Source organism: Pseudomonas sp. P110(2024), from assembly GCF_057480795.1.
This window is the reverse complement of the sequence record NZ_JBLIYT010000003.1, coordinates 377,402-391,978: the sequence shown is the minus strand read 5'-3', so window position 1 is coordinate 391,978 and position 14,577 is coordinate 377,402. Positions and strand designations below refer to the sequence as shown.

Below are 14,577 nucleotides of genomic sequence, written 5' to 3'. Positions count from 1 at the left end.
CTCCCGTGTGGTCGGGAACTTGGCCGCGGTAAAACGGATCAAACCGGCATTCCGACAGCCCTCATCGACCGAGGTGATTCATCATGCGTTTCAAAACAGCCATCGCAGCCACCGTCCTCTGTTCGCTGCCCCTCGGCTCGGCCATGGCCGACACGTTCTGGCGCAACATCATCTCCTCCGGTGCCACCACTGCCTCGACCTACCTGACCTTCAAGGACCACAAACTGATCGTCGCCGCCCAGGACGACGCCGGCAGCTTCGTCGCCAGTGAGGGCGCCATCCGCGGTCCGTTCCTGGAAGCCGCGATTCGCCAGGTACGCGCGGACAACCCGGGCGTCCAGGCCAGCGACATGGAACTGGCCAACGCGATCCTGGCCAAGAACGCCGTGGCCGAGTAAGTCCCGGGCTGCTTTGCAGCCCATCGCAGGCAAGCCGGCGATGGGCCGCACAGCGGCCCCAATGCAAGACAGTTTCCCCTCCCACGCCAGACGCTAGCGATACGCCTCCACCGGCACGCACGCACAGAACAGGTTCCTGTCTCCATACACGTTGTCGACCCGGTTCACCGCCGGCCAGTACTTGTGCTGGCGCGCGTGAGCGCTGGGGGCGATGCCCTGCTCGATGCTGTACGGCCGGTCCCAGGGCGCGAGCACGTCGGCCAGGGTGTGCGGCGCATGCTTGAGCGGATTGTCCTCGGCCGGCCAGTTGCCCTCCTGCACTTGGGCAATTTCGGCCCTGATCGCCAGCATCGCCTCGACGAAACGGTCCAGTTCGGCTTTCGACTCGCTCTCGGTGGGCTCGACCATCAGCGTGCCCGGCACCGGGAAGGACATGGTCGGCGCATGGAAGCCGTAGTCCATCAGGCGCTTGGCCACATCTTCCTCGGTGATGCCGGTCAGCGCCTTGAGTGGCCGCAGGTCGAAGATGCATTCATGGGCAACCCGCTGGTTGCGCCCACGGTAGAGCACCGGGAAGGCATCACGCAGTTGGCTGGCCAGGTAGTTGGCGGACAGGATCGCCACCTCGCTGGCATCGGCCAGTTGCGGCCCCATCATGGCGATGTACATCCAACTGATCGGCAGGATGCTGGCACTGCCCCAGGGCGCCGCGCTCACCGCGCTGTTGGTCGGCTCCAACCCCGGCACCGGCACCACCGGATGGCTGGCGACGAACGGCTTGAGGTGGGCGCGAATGCCGATCGGCCCCATGCCCGGGCCACCACCGCCATGGGGGATGCAGAAGGTCTTGTGCAGGTTCATGTGCGAGACGTCGGCACCGATGTCCGCCGGTCGCGCCAGCCCGACCTGGGCATTGAGGTTGGCGCCGTCCATGTACACCTGCCCGCCATGCTGGTGCACCACCTCGCAGATCTCGCGGATCCCCTCCTCGTACACGCCGTGGGTGGAGGGGTAGGTCACCATCAGGCATGACAGCCGCTCGCCGGCGGCCCGGGCCTTGGCCTTGAGGTCGTCGAGATCGACGTTGCCGTCTTCGTCGCACTCCACGATCACCACCTCCATGCCGGCCATCTGCGCCGATGCCGGGTTGGTGCCATGGGCCGAGGACGGAATCAGGCACAAGGTGCGCCCGGGCTGGTGGCGGCTGCGGTGGTAACGGGTGATGGCCATGAGCCCGGCATATTCGCCCTGGGCACCGGAGTTGGGCTGCATGCAGATGGCGTCAAAGCCGGTGATCGCGCACAACCAGCTTTCCAGCTCGTCGATCATCGCCTTGTAGCCTTGCACCTGGGCGGCCGGGGCGAAGGGATGCGGCAGGGCGAACTCCGGCCAGGTGATGGGGATCATCTCGCTGCTGGCATTGAGCTTCATGGTGCACGAGCCCAGCGGAATCATCGACTGGTTCAGCGCCAGGTCCTTGTTCTCCAGCTGCTTGAGGTAGCGCAGCATCTCGGTTTCGCTGTGGTGCAGGTTGAACACCGGATGCCCGAGGATTGGCGTACGGCGCATCAGCGCCCCAGGGATGCCCTCGGGCAGCGCCTGCTGGTCGAGCGTGGCGATGTCCAGGCCATGGTCGACGCCGAGGAAGATATCCAGCAGCTTGAGCACCGTGGCTTCGTTACAGGTTTCGTCCAGGCTCACGCCCAGGTGCCCGCGTCCGAGGATGCGCAGGTTGATGCGGGCGGCCTCGGCGCTCTCGATGATCGCCGCCTGGGCACCGCCGACATCCAGGGTCAGGGTGTCGAAAAAGTGCTGGTTGAGGCGCTTGATGCCCTTGGCCTCGAGACCGGCGGCAAGGATGAAGGTCAGCCGGTGTACCCGCTGGGCGATGCGCTGCAGGCCCTCGGGGCCGTGGTAGACGGCGTAGAAGCCGGCGATGTTGGCCAGCAGCACCTGGGCTGTGCAGATATTGGAATTGGCCTTCTCCCGGCGAATGTGCTGCTCGCGAGTCTGCAGGGCCATGCGCAGCGCGGTATTGCCGCGGGCATCGCGGGACACCCCGATGATGCGCCCGGGCATGGCCCGCTTGTAGTCGTCGCGGCAGGCAAAATAGGCCGCGTGCGGCCCGCCGTAGCCCATCGGCACGCCAAAGCGCTGGGTCGAGCCGAGCACCACGTCGGCCCCCAGTTCGCCCGGCGGCGTGAGCACCACCAGGCTGAGGATATCGGCGGCGACGCAGGCCAGGGCCTGCTGGGCGTGCAGCTGGTCGATCAGCGGGCGCAGGTCGCGCACCTCGCCATGGGTGTCCGGGTACTGCAGCAACGCCCCGAACACCTTGTGCTTGGCCAGGTTATCCACAGAATCGATGATCAGATCGAAACCGAAGCCCTCGGCCCGGGTCTTGAGCACCGACAGGGTCTGCGGGTGGCAGTGCTCGTCGGCGAAGAAGGCGTTGCTCTTGCTGCGCGCCACGCGCCTGGCCATGGCCATGGCCTCGGCGGCGGCGGTGGCCTCGTCGAGCAACGAGGCATTGGCCAGGGCCAGGCCGGTGAGGTCGATGACCATCTGCTGGTAGTTCAGCAGCGCCTCCAGGCGCCCCTGGGCGATCTCCGGCTGATAGGGCGTGTAGGCGGTGTACCAGCCGGGATTCTCCAGCACGTTGCGCAGGATGACGGTGGGGGTGATGGTCGCGTGGTAGCCCATGCCGATCAGGCTTGTCCACAGCTGGTTCTGCGCGGCATGGCCCGCCAGCCTGGCCAGCGCGGCCTGCTCATCGAGAGCCGGCGGCAGGTCCAGCGGGCGGTTGAAGCGGATGCCGGGCGGCACCGTCTGCTCGATCAGCTCGCTGCGGCTGGCGACGCCGAGGGCATCGAGCATGGCCTGCTGCTCCTGGGCATCGGGCCCCAGGTGGCGGCGCAGGAAGGGGTTGGGCTCTTGCAGTTGATGCAGGGATGGCGACTGGGACATGGCGACGATCTCTTCCTGGACCAGTTCTCATGGGAGACTTACAAGTCTAGGAAGGATTGCCGGATGTGCGGGGATTATTGCATTGGCCGTGCAGGCCTCATCGCGGGGCAAGCCCTCCCCCACGATGAGGCCAGTCCTGTCACTCGCCGATCAGGGCTGCGTAACCAGCGGCATCCAGCAGCTTGCCCAGCTCAGCCGGGTTGCTTGGCTTGAGCTTGAAGATCCACGACTCGTAGGGTTCTTCGTTGAGTAGCTCCGGGCTATCGGCCAGTTCTTCGTTGACCGCGATCACCTCGCCGCTTACCGGTGCGTAGATGTCCGACGCAGCCTTGACCGACTCGACCACGCCAGCGGCGTCGCCAGCAGCGAACACCTTGCCGACTTCGGCCAGCTCGACGAACACCACGTCACCCAGGGCTTCCTGGGCGTGGTCGCTGATACCCACGGTCACTGTGCCATCGGCTTCCAGGCGGGCCCATTCATGGCTTTCGGCAAAACGCAGGTCGGCGGGGATATTGCTCATGTCTTGTCTTCCTCGATTGGGTCAGCGGTCGGCCCGCCATTTGAGTGTTCAGATCAGGATCTTGCCATGGCGCACGAAGGTCGGCTTGACCACCCGCACCGGGTACCACTTGCCGCGGATCTCCACTTCGGCACGGTCGCCGGTGGCCATGGGCACGCGGGCCAAGGCAATGGATTTGCTCAGCGTAGGCGAGAAACTACCACTGGTGATCTCTCCTTCGCCAATCCCGGATACACGGACCACCTGGTGGGCACGCAGTACTCCGCGCTCCTCGAGCACCAGGCCGACCAGTTTTTCCTTCACGCCCTGCTCGATTTCCGCCAGCAGGCCGGCACGGCCGATGAACTCGCGGCTTGCCGGCTCCCAGGCGACGCTCCAGCCCAGGTTGGAGGTCAGCGGGGTATGGGCTTCGTCGATGTCCTGGCCATATAGGTTCATGCCGGCTTCCAGGCGCAGGGTGTCACGCGCGCCCAGGCCGCTCGGGGCAATACCGGCGCCGACCAGGTCGTTGAAGAATGCCGGGGCCTGCTCGCCGGGAAGGATGATCTCCAGGCCGTCCTCGCCGGTGTAACCGGTGCGGGCGATGAACCAGTCACCGTCGGCGAGGCCTTCGAAGGGGCGCAGTTCGCGGATCAGCGCGGCACGCGAGGCGCTGAGCAGGGCGGCGACCTTTTCCCGGGCATGGGGGCCCTGGATGGCGAGGATGGCCAGTTCGGGGCGGACTTTGAAGCCAACCTTGAATCCTTCGCTCTGCGCTTGCAGCCAAGCCAGTACCTTGTCGCGGGTAGCGGCGTTGGCCACCAGGCGATAGCCGTCCTCGGTGCGGTAGGCGATCAGGTCGTCGATCACCCCGCCATCGGCGTTGAGCAAAGGGCTGTAGAGGGCCTTGCCGGGGCTTTCCAGACGCGTCACGTCATTGGCCAGCAGGTGTTGCAGCCAGGGCGTGGCGGCGCAACCTTCGATATCGATGACGGTCATATGGGAGACATCGAAGACCCCGCAGTCGCTGCGCACCTGGTGGTGCTCCTCGACTTGCGAGCCGTAATGCAGGGGCATGTCCCATCCGCCGAAATCGACCGTCTTGGCGCCGAGCGCCAGGTGCAGGTCATACAGAGGCGTACGCTGTCCCATGGGTTTCTCCTTCCGGGCGTGGCGAGGCGGCGGCGGTCGGCGATGTTCAGGCATCACCTGTTCTTGTAGGACCCGTCGCTGCGAATGCCGCGCATTGTAGCCGCAAGGAAGCGGCGTGACACCCTCAGCGCGGGTGTCCCGGACGATGGGCCGAGCGACGGATCAGGCCGATCACCGGCAGCAGACCGACCAGCACCAGAGTCAGGGCCGGCAGCGAGGCCCGTGCCCATTCGCCCTCGCTGGTCATCTCGAACACCCGCACGGCCAGGGTGTCCCAGCCGAACGGGCGCATCAGCAAGGTCGCCGGCATCTCCTTCAACACGTCGACGAACACCAGCAGGGCGGCGCTGAGCGCACCGGGCACCAGCAGCGGCAGATACACCTTGAAAAACAATCCCGGCCCGGCGACCCCGAGGCTGCGTGACGCCTCCGGCAACGACGGGCGGATCCGCTCCAGGCTGCTCTCCAGCGGGCCATAGGCCACGGCGATAAACCGCACCAGGTAGGCCAGCAGCAGGGCCGACAGGCTGCCCAGCAACAATGGCTTGCCCGCCCCGCCCAACCATTGCGACAGCGGCACCACCAGCTGGTTGTCCAGGTAGCTGAACGCCAGCATGATCGAAACCGCCAGCACCGAACCCGGCAAGGCATAGCCGAGATTGGCCAGGCCGACCCCGGCGCGGATGGCCGTGGTCGGTGCCTGGCGCCGGGCGAAGGCCATCAGCATGGCCACGCTGACCGTGATCAGCGCCGCCATGGCGCCGAGATACAGGGTGTGCATGACCAGGCCGAGGTAGCGCTCGTCCAGATCATGCCGGCCCCGCTGCCAGAACCACGCCAGCAACTGCAGCATCGGGATGACGAAGGCGCAGGCGAACACCAACAGGCACCAGCCGCTGGCGGCCAGGGCCTTGATGCCCCGCAAGTGATACAGCGCCTGACCCCGTGGTCGCTCGTTGCCACTGCGGCTGGCGCCCCGGGCACGGCGCTCGCCATACAGCACCAGCATCACCGCCAGCAGCAGCAGGCTGGCCAGCTGCGCCGCGCTGGACAGGCTGAAGAAGCCGTACCAGGTCTTGTAGATGGCGGTGGTGAAGGTGTCGAAGTTGAACACCGCCACCGCGCCGAAGTCGGCCAGGGTCTCCATCAGTGCCAGGGCGATGCCGGCGCCGATGGCCGGGCGCGCCATGGGCAGGGCCACCCGCCAGAACGCCTGCAACGGCGACAGCCCGAGCACCCGCGCGGCCTCCATCAGGCCCTTGCCCTGGGCCAGGAACGCGGTGCGCGCCAGCAGGTAAACGTAGGGATAGAACACCAGCACCAATACTGTGATCACCCCGCCGGTGGAACGTACCCGCGGCAGGCGCATGGGCCCGAACACCTCGCGCAGCGCCGTCTGCACGGGGCCTGCGAAGTCCAGCAGGCCGACGAAGACAAACGCCAGGACATAGGCCGGAATCGCGAACGGCAGCATCAACGCCCAGTCCAGCCAGCGCCGACCGGGGAATTCACAGAGGCTGGTCAGCCAGGCCAGGCTCACCCCCAGCACGGTCACGCCAGCGCCAACGCCGACCACCAGCGTGAAGGTGTTACCCAGCAGGCGGCCCATCTGGGTGTCGAGCAGGTGCGACCAGATCTGCATATCGACCGATTGCCAGGACAGCAGCAGGACACTCAGCGGGAGCAGGACCAGGGCGGCGGTCAGGGAGACCGGCAGGTACCAGCGGCGTTGGGGGGTGTGAGGCAAATCGAAGGTCTCGATGACTGGGCGATAGCATCGCGGGGCAAGCCCGCCCCCACGTCTGCATGGTTCGTGGGAGCGGGCTTGCCCCGCGATTGGTTCTCAAGGATAAGGCGACAGGCTCAGTTCCAGCCAGCCCGGTCCATCAAACGAATGGCTTCGGCCTGGCGCTTGCCGGCGACTTCCACCGGAATGCTGTCGGCCTTGAAGCTGCCCCAGGCCGCGACTTCCGCAGAAGGCTTGACCTTCGAATTGGCCGGGAACTCCTGGTTGATGTCGGCGAACAGCTTCTGCGCCTCTTCGCCGGTCATCCACTCCACCAGTTTCTTCGCCGCTTCCGGATGCGGTGCGTGCTTGGTCAGGCCGATGCCCGACAGGTTGACGTGCACGCCGCGATCAGCCTGGTTGGGCCAGAACAGCTTCACCGGCAGGTCGGGCTTCTCCTTGTGCAGGCGCCCGTAGTAGTAGGTGTTGACGATGCCCACGTCGCACTGGCCGGCGGCAATGGCCTGGAGCACCGCGGTGTCGTCGGAGAACACATCGGTGGACAGGTTGTTGACCCAGCCCTTGATCAGCTTCTCGGTCTCGGCCTCGCCGTGGTTTTCGATCAGCGTGGCGGTCAGCGACTGGTTGTAGACCTTCTTCGCTGTGCGCAGGCACAGGCGGCCCTCCCAGTGCTTGTCGGCCAGAGCCTCGTAGGTGGTCAGCTCCGCCGGTTTGACCCGGTCGGTGGAGTAGGCGATGGTCCGCGCGCGCAGGCTCAGGCCAGTCCAGTCATGGGACGAGGCACGGTACTGCGGCGGGATATTCTGGTCGATGACCGCCGACTTGATCGGCTGCAGGATGCCCATCTGTTCGGCCTGCCAGAGGTTGCCGGCATCGACGGTGAGCAGCAGGTCGGCCACGCCGTTCTCGCCCTCGGCCTTGATGCGCTGCATCAACGGAGCTTCCTTGTCGGTGATGAACTTGATCTTGACGCCGGTCTTGGCGGTATAGGCGTCGAACACCGGTTTGATCAGCTCGTCGATGCGCGAGGAGTACACCACCACTTCATCGGCCGCCTGGGCGGTGCCGCCGAAGAGAGTGAGGGCCAGGGCGGCCATTAGGGGCTTGCGGGGCAACATCGGGGGACTCCTCGCTGGGTTGAGAGGTGTAAATGGTAGTGAATCCCATTTTCCTGCTCATCTGCTTAGCCGTTACCGGATGTTGCAAAGGGCCGCTGCGCAGTCCTTTCGCCGGCAAGCCGGCTCCCACAATGTCAGCGGCCCAGCGATATCAGGCCCTGGCCAGCGCCGGCAGATCTCCGGACAACCCCAGCGCCTGGCGCACGAACAGCGCCTTGGCCTCGGGCATCTGCTCAACCAGCTTCAAGCCGCTGTTGCGCAACCAGCGCAAGGGCAGCGGATTGGCCTGGAACAACCGCTCGAAGCCTTCCATCGCCGCCATCAACGCCAGGTTGTGCGGCATGCGTCGCCGCTCGAAACGGCTCAGCACCTTCACATCGGCCAGGCGCTCGCCACGCTCGCAGGCGCGGACCAGTTCCTCGGCCAGCACCGCGGCATCGAGAAAGCCCAGGTTGACCCCCTGCCCGGCCAACGGGTGAATGGTGTGGGCGGCATCGCCGATCAGCGCCAGCCCCTCCTCCACGTAGCGCTTGGCATGGCGCTGGCGCAGCGGCACGCAGACCCGCGGATCCGCCTCCAGCACATCGCCCAGACGCCCCTCGAACGCCCGTTCCAGTGCCTGGCGGAAGCTCGCGTCGTCCATCGCCATGGCCTGCTCGGCCTGCTCCGGGGTGGTCGACCAGACGATCGAGCACCAGTCCTGGCGACCATCGCGGCTGAGCGGCAGGAATGCCAGCGGGCCTTCGTCGGTGAAACGCTGCCAGGCCGTGGCCCGGTGCGCCTCGCTGCAGCGCACGCTGGTGACGATGGCGTGGTGCAGGTAATCCCATTCACGGGTCGCGCAGCCGGCCAGGCGGCGTACCGCCGAGTTGGCGCCATCGGCTGCGATCACCAGCGGCGCGCGCAGCTTGCGGCCATCGGCCAGGGTCAGCAGCCACTCATCGCCGGAGCGGCGCAGCTGCTCCAGGCGGGCGTTGGCCAGCAGCCCGACATCGCTGTCGTGCAGGCGCTCCAGCAGGCCGTCCTGGACCACGCGGTTCTCGACGATGTGACCCAGCACCTCGGCATGCACGCTGGCCGCGGAGAAATGGATCTCGCCAGTGCCGCTACCGTCCCAGACGTGCATGTCCGAATACGGCGAGACACGGCGACGGGCGATGCCGTCCCAGGCCCCGAGGCGCTCGAGAATGCGCTGGCTGGCCGCCGACAGGGCGCTGACCCGCGGCTCGAAAGGTGCCTCGCCGTCAAACGGCTTGACCGTCATCGGCCCGCCGTCGAGCAGGAGCACCTCCAGGCCACTGTGGCGCAAGGCCAAGGCCAGGGCACTGCCGACCATACCGGCACCGACAATCAACAGATCTGCGCGCATTTCCATGCCTTACGCCTGCCTCGCTTGCGGCTTGAGCCGCACGTATAGGGTTTTGTCGACCCGCGCCACCAGCTCGCCGGCACCGTCACGGATCTCCACCTGCAGCCGGGGCAGGTACTTCTTGCCGCTGGCGGTCTGCTGGCGGATCTCGTCCAGCAGCGCGTCGTCGACGTGGAACTCGGCATACACCGGGCCCTTGCCCGGCGAGATGAAATCGATGCTGGCGGCCTTGTCCCAGACGATGTACTCGCGCCCCAGTTGCTCGATCAGCAGCAGCATGTAGAACGGGTCGACCATCGCGTACAGGCTGCCGCCGAACTGGGTGCCGACGTAGTTGCGATTCCACCGCGTCAGCTTCATGCGCACCTTGACGCTGCGCATGTCCGGGCTGATTTGCTGGATATGGATGCCGGCGCCCAGGTAGGGCGGGTAGAAGTTCAACAGCCAGCGCAGCATCCGCGCCCGCCGTGCGAGCCTGCGCGCCGCGCTCATGGGCGACCTCGCGGGTCGGGGCGCGTGCCCAGGCCCATGGCCTGGCGGGCGAACCAGCTTTTCGCCGGCGGCAGCAGGTCCAGGCCGAGCAGGCCGAGGTTGCGCCCGGCAGCCAGCAATGGCTGGCTGCTGCCGAACAGGCGGGTGACCTGGTCGGAGAAGCCGATGGTCAGGGCCTGGTCGAGGCGCTGGCGCTGGTGGTATGCCTGCAGCGTGGCCAGGTCGCCCGGCAACGCCGGGCCGGCCAGCAGGGCGTCCGCCAGCGACTGCACGTCGCGCAGCGACAGGTTGAAGCCCTGGCCGGCGATCGGGTGCAGGCTGTGGGCGGCGTTGCCCAGCACCACCAGGTGCGGGCGTACCTGCTCCTCGGCCTCGACCAGCGACAGCGGATAGAGATGGCGGGCACCGACCTGGCGCAAGGCGCCGAGGCGGTAACCGAAGGCCTTCTGCAGCTCGCGCAGGAAGCTGCGCTCGTCGAGCTCGGCCAGCCGCCTGGCGTCCATCCCCTGGCGGGTCCAGACCAGCGCGCAGCGGTTGTCCGCCAGCGGCAGCAAGGCCATCGGCCCTTGTTCGGTGAAGCGCTCGAACGCCTGGCCGGCGTGGGCTTCGCCCGGGGTGATGTTGGCGATCAGCGCGCTCTGGTCATAGGGCGTGTTGCGCACATGGATGCCCAGTTGCTCGCGCAGGCCCGAACGACCACCGTCGGCCAGCACCGCCAGGTCGCATTCCAGCGACGTGTCGTCATCCAGCTGCAAGCGATAGCCGCCGGCAATAGCCTGCATCGCCTGCACCTGCGCCGGGCAACGCCAGCTGATCACTTCGTCGTCGATGGCCTGCCACAGGCACTGGCCAAGCCAGGCGTTCTCCACCACGTAGCCGAGAGCCGGCACGCCTTCTTCCAGGGCGTCCAGGCGGGTGGCGCCGAAGCGGCCGCGGTCGGACACCTGGATCTGCCGGATCGGCTCGGCGCGGCGGCTGATGGTCTGCCACAACCCCAGGCGCTCGTAGATCTGCCGGGTGCCGTAGGACAGCGCCGAGGAACGTGCGTCATAGCTGGGCTGGAAACTGTCGCCGGGAGCGAACGGCTCGATCAGCAGGATCTTCCAGCCACGGGCCTTGGCCGCGCCCTGCAGCGTCAGGGCCAGGCTCGCGCCGACCAGGCCGCCACCGATGATCGCCAGGTTGACTCGGTTCATGCGGCGTCCTTGCGGGCGTCTCGCATCAGCGCCTCGATCTCGGCGACCGTGCGTGGCACGCCTGAAGTCAGGATTTCACAGCCTTGTCTGGTCACCACCACGTCGTCCTCGATCCTTACCCCGATGCCGCGCCATTTCTTCGCCACCGCCTGGTTGTCGGCAGCGATGTAAATGCCAGGCTCGACGGTCAGCGCCATGCCCGGCTCGAGCACGCGCCACTGGCCACCGACCTTGTATTCGCCCACGTCGTGCACATCCATGCCCAGCCAGTGTCCGGCGCGGTGCATGTAGAAGGCGCGGTAGGCCTCGCTGTCGATCAATGCCTGCACCTCGCCCTTGAGCAGCCCCAGCGACACCAACCCTTCGGTAATCACCCGCACGGTCGCCTCGTGGGCGTGGTTCCAGTGCTTGCCCGGGGCGATCTCGGCGAATGCCGCGGCCTGGGCCGCGAGCACCAGCTCATAGATGGCTTTCTGTTCCGGCGAGAACCGCCCGCTGACCGGGAAGGTGCGGGTGATGTCGCTGGCGTAGCAATCGATCTCGCAACCGGCGTCGATCAGGACCAGGTCGCCGTCCTTGAGCGGCGCGTCGTTCTGCTGGTAGTGCAGGATGCAGCCATTGCGCCCGGCGGCGACGATCGAGCCGTAGGCCGGCATCTTCGCCCCGCCCTTGCGGAACTCGTAGTCCAGTTCGGCTTCCAGGCTGTACTCGTGCAGTCCGGGGCGGCAGGCCTGCATGGCGCGCACGTGGGCCCGGGCGGAAATCGCCGCGGCCTCGCGCATGACCTTCACTTCCGCCGCCGATTTATACAGGCGCATGTCGTGCAGCAGATGATCCAGGGCAACGAACTCGTTCGGCGGCTGGGCGCCGAGGCGGGCCTTGGAACGGATCACGTTGATCCACTCCATCAGCCGGCGGTCGAACTCGGGGTTGCTGCCCATGTTGCTGTAGACCCGCTCGCGCCCTTCGATCAGGCCCGGCAGGATCTCGTCGATATCGCTGATGGGGAAGGCGTCGTCGGCGCCGAAATCGCGCACCGCGCCTTCCTGGCCGGCGCGCAGGCCGTCCCATTGCTCGCGTTCGGGATTGCGCTCGCGGCAGAACAATACGTACTCGCCATGCTCGCGTCCCGGAATCAGGGCGATCACCGCCTCGGGTTCAGGAAAGCCGCTCAGGTACTGGAAATCGCTGTCCTGGCGGTAGACATGCTCGACATCGCGGTTGCGGATGGCAACCGCGGCCGCCGGCAGGATGGCGATACTGTTGGGGACCATCTGCGCCATCAGCGCCTTGCGCCGACGGGCGTACTCCGCCTTGGGTATGTGGCTCATGGGCAAACGACCCCGTTCAGATCAGTGCAGCGATGGCTTTGGCGCGGGCGCTTGCGGCTTGGCCAGCTCCGTGTACAGCAGCAGCGGGGCGACGCGCAGGTACTCCATGACTTCCATGTAGTCGCTCTCGCCGTCCTCGGACTCTTCCAGCGCTTCCTGGACCTGGGAAATGGCCACCAGGTCCTGGAGCACTTCCTTGGCATCGGTGGACAGGTCCTTGCCGCCGGCGTTCAGGCCGAAACCGGTGATGAAGCCCTGGCACCACTGCCCCAGCGCGGTGGCACGGTCGGCCAGCGCGGCGTCGTCGGAAGGCAGCAGCAGGACGATGGCGACGTCCTCGCCGGTCAGCTCGGCCTTGACCATCTCTTGTAAGCCGACCAGGGCGTTGCGCACCGAGTCACCGGGCTCGGTCTCGAGCAGTTGGGCGGCGTCGGCCAGCCAGGCATCGGCATCGAAGCCGGCGCCGGCGCAGCTGCGGCCGATCAGCAGGCCATGCAGCTCGGCGGGAGTGACAGGGTGGCCATTGCTCGAAAGCAACATGGCGAAGGCGATGTAGGGCGATTGGGTATTGGGCATGGGCAGCTAGGCGCCAGACGGCGCAATGACTAGAATGGAGACCTTGTATCCTAGCACCGGCAGGCGCGCCAAGACCATCGGCACTGGCCGTCGCGCCCTTGGGGCAGGCATGATCGTCAGGCGAGTCAAGGAATCGAGTGCAATCCATGCAAGAGAACGACCTGCAAGCGCTGATGGGCCGGTTCGAGTTGCTGATCGAACGGGTCGAGCAACTAAAGCGGCAAAATGCACTCTTAGTAGCTCAGGAACGAACCTGGCGCGAGGAGCGCGCCCACCTGATCGAAAAGAACGAGATCGCCAAACGCAAGATCGAATCGATGATCCTGCGCCTCAAGGCCCTGGAGCAAGACTCATGAGTTCAAGCAATAGCGTCACCGTCCAGATCCTCGACAAGGAATACTCGATCATCTGCCCGCCCGAGGAGCGCAACAACCTGGTCGGCGCCGCCCGTTACCTGGACGGCAAGATGCGCGAGATCCGCAGCAGCGGCAAGGTGATCGGTGCCGACCGCATCGCCGTGATGGCCGCGCTGAATATCACCCACGAGCTGCTGCACCGCCAGGAACGCCCCGAAGTGACCAGCGGTGGCACCACCCGCGAGCAGGTGCGCGACCTGCTGGAGCGGGTCGACCAGGCCCTGTCCGACGATCCGGTTAGCAAAAACGACTGAGATTGGTATACTGGCGCCACTCCCTGGGGGATGCGCCAGTCGGTTATGTCCCTGAGCCGATACGCACAACCACGGGGGTTGCACGCTGGGGCAGGTGTGCATGTCCGCCCGACGGAAAGCCTTAACGCCCCCTGCAATCTCCACCTTGAACTTTCGGGTTCAAGGGCTACACCGATAGCGGTCTTGTCGGGGAGCCTGCATTCAGAACTGCCCGCCTCCAACGGCGGGCTTTTCGTTTCTTCTGGGATCGCCCGTGCCATGACCGACACCGCGCCGCTTACCCGCCCCCAGCTTCGCCGTCTCCTGCGCAACGCTCGCCGCGCCCTCACACCCGCCCAGCAACGCCAGGCCGCCGAAGGCCTGTATCGCCAACTGGCGCAGGATCCGCTGTTCCGCCGCGCCCGGCATATCGCCCTGTACCTGCCCAACGACGGCGAGATCGACCCGCGCCTGCTGCTGCGCGAGGCGCACAAGCGCGGCAAGCGCGTCTACCTGCCGGTGCTGCACGCCTGGCCGCGCACGCGCATGGTGTTCCAGCGCTTCGAGGCCGGCGAGGCACTGCGCCCGAACCGGTTTCGCATCCTGGAGCCATTGATCGAACGCAAGCGGCAACGGCCGATCTGGGCGCTGGACCTGATCCTGCTGCCGCTGGTCGGTTTCGACGAGGTGGGGGGACGCCTGGGCATGGGCGGAGGCTTCTATGACCGCAGCCTGGCCTACCAGGGCCGGCGCAAGGCGTGGAAAAAACCACTGCTGCTGGGGCTGGCGCACGAATGCCAGAAAGTGGAGCGACTCAACCAGGCGAGCTGGGATGTACCGTTGCAAGGCACGGTCTCGGACCGTGGCTGGTACCTGGCGCCCAAGTGAGGCGCGCGAAGGGGAATCAGCGGTGCTGTTGCTGCGCCGGATCGACAGGCGCCTGCTGATAGGCGGCATCCAGCTTGCGTTCCCACAAACCTTGCGCGTAACCGGTGGTGACCACGCCCAGCCCGAAGATGAACGCCAGGATCCAGAGCAGGTCCGGTTTACGTTGTTTCATTGATTGCCCCCCAAGAACAA

Annotated in this window: 15 protein-coding genes and 1 other RNA gene; 5 read left to right on the top strand and 11 right to left on the bottom strand. The window is 66.4% G+C overall.

Annotated elements, in window-relative coordinates; all coding sequences use genetic code 11:
* The first annotated feature begins 83 nt into the window (after positions 1-83).
* A complete protein-coding gene (locus AC25ND_RS06960; protein WP_028688550.1) occupies positions 84-398 on the top strand; it encodes a DUF2388 domain-containing protein in 315 nt (104 codons plus the stop codon).
* Between the two features lie 93 nt (positions 399-491).
* Here AC25ND_RS06960 and gcvP read toward each other — a convergent pair whose 3' ends face one another.
* From gcvP to AC25ND_RS06910, 10 genes are all read right to left on the bottom strand, one after another.
* Positions 492-3,365, bottom strand: a complete 2,874-nt coding sequence (gene gcvP / locus AC25ND_RS06955) for an aminomethyl-transferring glycine dehydrogenase (RefSeq protein WP_236247707.1) — start codon at positions 3,363-3,365, stop codon at positions 492-494.
* A 139-nt stretch (positions 3,366-3,504) separates the two neighbouring features.
* Positions 3,505-3,888 carry a glycine cleavage system protein GcvH gene (gene gcvH, locus AC25ND_RS06950; protein ID WP_028688552.1) on the bottom strand — a complete coding sequence of 128 codons (384 nt, stop codon included), beginning with the start codon at positions 3,886-3,888 and terminating at the stop codon, positions 3,505-3,507.
* A gap of 48 nt (positions 3,889-3,936) precedes the next feature.
* On the bottom strand, positions 3,937-5,019 hold the full coding sequence (gene gcvT, locus AC25ND_RS06945) for a glycine cleavage system aminomethyltransferase GcvT (protein ID WP_028688553.1): 1,083 nt from the start codon (positions 5,017-5,019) through the stop codon (positions 3,937-3,939).
* Positions 5,020-5,143: 124 nt separating this feature from the next.
* Positions 5,144-6,766: an ABC transporter permease gene (locus AC25ND_RS06940; RefSeq protein ID WP_028688554.1), complete on the bottom strand. Its 1,623-nt coding sequence runs from the start codon at positions 6,764-6,766 to the stop codon at positions 5,144-5,146.
* 116 nt (positions 6,767-6,882) lie between these two features.
* Entirely contained in the window at positions 6,883-7,884 is a 1,002-nt protein-coding gene (locus AC25ND_RS06935; protein ID WP_028688555.1) for an extracellular solute-binding protein, read from the bottom strand.
* Between the two features lie 151 nt (positions 7,885-8,035).
* On the bottom strand, positions 8,036-9,253 hold the full coding sequence (locus tag AC25ND_RS06930; RefSeq protein ID WP_175406149.1) for a 2-octaprenyl-3-methyl-6-methoxy-1,4-benzoquinol hydroxylase: 1,218 nt from the start codon (positions 9,251-9,253) through the stop codon (positions 8,036-8,038).
* A gap of 9 nt (positions 9,254-9,262) precedes the next feature.
* On the bottom strand, positions 9,263-9,745 hold the full coding sequence (locus AC25ND_RS06925) for a DUF4442 domain-containing protein (protein ID WP_028688557.1): 483 nt from the start codon (positions 9,743-9,745) through the stop codon (positions 9,263-9,265).
* On the bottom strand, positions 9,742-10,941 hold the full coding sequence (ubiH, locus tag AC25ND_RS06920) for a 2-octaprenyl-6-methoxyphenyl hydroxylase (RefSeq protein WP_186594549.1): 1,200 nt from the start codon (positions 10,939-10,941) through the stop codon (positions 9,742-9,744). The genes AC25ND_RS06925 and ubiH overlap by 4 nt, the downstream gene beginning before the upstream one ends.
* Positions 10,938-12,272, bottom strand: a complete 1,335-nt coding sequence (gene pepP / locus AC25ND_RS06915; protein WP_186594548.1) for a Xaa-Pro aminopeptidase — start codon at positions 12,270-12,272, stop codon at positions 10,938-10,940. Before pepP ends, ubiH begins: the two co-directional genes overlap by 4 nt.
* A gap of 21 nt (positions 12,273-12,293) precedes the next feature.
* Positions 12,294-12,848 (bottom strand): YecA/YgfB family protein, encoded by a 555-nt coding sequence (locus AC25ND_RS06910; RefSeq protein WP_028688560.1) that lies wholly within the window; start codon positions 12,846-12,848, stop codon positions 12,294-12,296.
* 146 nt (positions 12,849-12,994) lie between these two features.
* On the opposite strand from AC25ND_RS06910, the gene AC25ND_RS06905 reads away from it, so the two are divergent.
* The 4 genes from AC25ND_RS06905 to AC25ND_RS06890 all read left to right on the top strand — a co-directional run bounded on the left by AC25ND_RS06905 (position 12,995) and on the right by AC25ND_RS06890 (position 14,385).
* Positions 12,995-13,204, top strand: coding sequence for a TIGR02449 family protein (locus AC25ND_RS06905; protein ID WP_028688561.1), 210 nt, complete (start codon positions 12,995-12,997; stop codon positions 13,202-13,204).
* Positions 13,201-13,518 carry a cell division protein ZapA gene (locus tag AC25ND_RS06900; protein ID WP_028688562.1) on the top strand — a complete coding sequence of 106 codons (318 nt, stop codon included), beginning with the start codon at positions 13,201-13,203 and terminating at the stop codon, positions 13,516-13,518. The genes AC25ND_RS06905 and AC25ND_RS06900 overlap by 4 nt, the downstream gene beginning before the upstream one ends.
* Before the next feature lie 17 nt (positions 13,519-13,535).
* A non-coding RNA gene (gene ssrS / locus AC25ND_RS06895) (6S RNA) lies at positions 13,536-13,715 on the top strand.
* A gap of 61 nt (positions 13,716-13,776) precedes the next feature.
* The gene (locus AC25ND_RS06890) at positions 13,777-14,385 is read left to right on the top strand and encodes a 5-formyltetrahydrofolate cyclo-ligase (RefSeq protein ID WP_186594547.1); all 609 of its coding nucleotides are present in this window, start codon (positions 13,777-13,779) and stop codon (positions 14,383-14,385) included.
* Positions 14,386-14,401: 16 nt separating this feature from the next.
* Here AC25ND_RS06890 and AC25ND_RS06885 read toward each other — a convergent pair whose 3' ends face one another.
* A complete protein-coding gene (locus tag AC25ND_RS06885; RefSeq protein WP_011536298.1) occupies positions 14,402-14,557 on the bottom strand; it encodes a hypothetical protein in 156 nt (51 codons plus the stop codon).
* Between the last annotated feature and the right edge of the window lie 20 nt (positions 14,558-14,577).

Bases quoted from the DNA above. Each gene is read 5' to 3' on its own strand.
- AC25ND_RS06960 (WP_028688550.1), top strand. From the start codon at position 84: ATGCGTTTCAAAACAGCCATCGCAGCCACCGTCCTCTGTTCGCTGCCC.
- gcvP (WP_236247707.1), bottom strand. From the start codon at position 3,365: ATGTCCCAGTCGCCATCCCTGCATCAACTGCAAGAGCCCAACCCCTTC.
- gcvH (WP_028688552.1), bottom strand. From the start codon at position 3,888: ATGAGCAATATCCCCGCCGACCTGCGTTTTGCCGAAAGCCATGAATGG.
- gcvT (WP_028688553.1), bottom strand. From the start codon at position 5,019: ATGGGACAGCGTACGCCTCTGTATGACCTGCACCTGGCGCTCGGCGCC.
- AC25ND_RS06935 (WP_028688555.1), bottom strand. From the start codon at position 7,884: ATGTTGCCCCGCAAGCCCCTAATGGCCGCCCTGGCCCTCACTCTCTTC.
- AC25ND_RS06930 (WP_175406149.1), bottom strand. From the start codon at position 9,253: ATGCGCGCAGATCTGTTGATTGTCGGTGCCGGTATGGTCGGCAGTGCC.
- AC25ND_RS06925 (WP_028688557.1), bottom strand. From the start codon at position 9,745: ATGAGCGCGGCGCGCAGGCTCGCACGGCGGGCGCGGATGCTGCGCTGG.
- ubiH (WP_186594549.1), bottom strand. From the start codon at position 10,941: ATGAACCGAGTCAACCTGGCGATCATCGGTGGCGGCCTGGTCGGCGCG.
- pepP (WP_186594548.1), bottom strand. From the start codon at position 12,272: ATGAGCCACATACCCAAGGCGGAGTACGCCCGTCGGCGCAAGGCGCTG.
- AC25ND_RS06910 (WP_028688560.1), bottom strand. From the start codon at position 12,848: ATGCCCAATACCCAATCGCCCTACATCGCCTTCGCCATGTTGCTTTCG.
- AC25ND_RS06905 (WP_028688561.1), top strand. From the start codon at position 12,995: ATGCAAGAGAACGACCTGCAAGCGCTGATGGGCCGGTTCGAGTTGCTG.
- AC25ND_RS06900 (WP_028688562.1), top strand. From the start codon at position 13,201: ATGAGTTCAAGCAATAGCGTCACCGTCCAGATCCTCGACAAGGAATAC.
- AC25ND_RS06890 (WP_186594547.1), top strand. From the start codon at position 13,777: ATGACCGACACCGCGCCGCTTACCCGCCCCCAGCTTCGCCGTCTCCTG.
- AC25ND_RS06885 (WP_011536298.1), bottom strand. From the start codon at position 14,557: ATGAAACAACGTAAACCGGACCTGCTCTGGATCCTGGCGTTCATCTTC.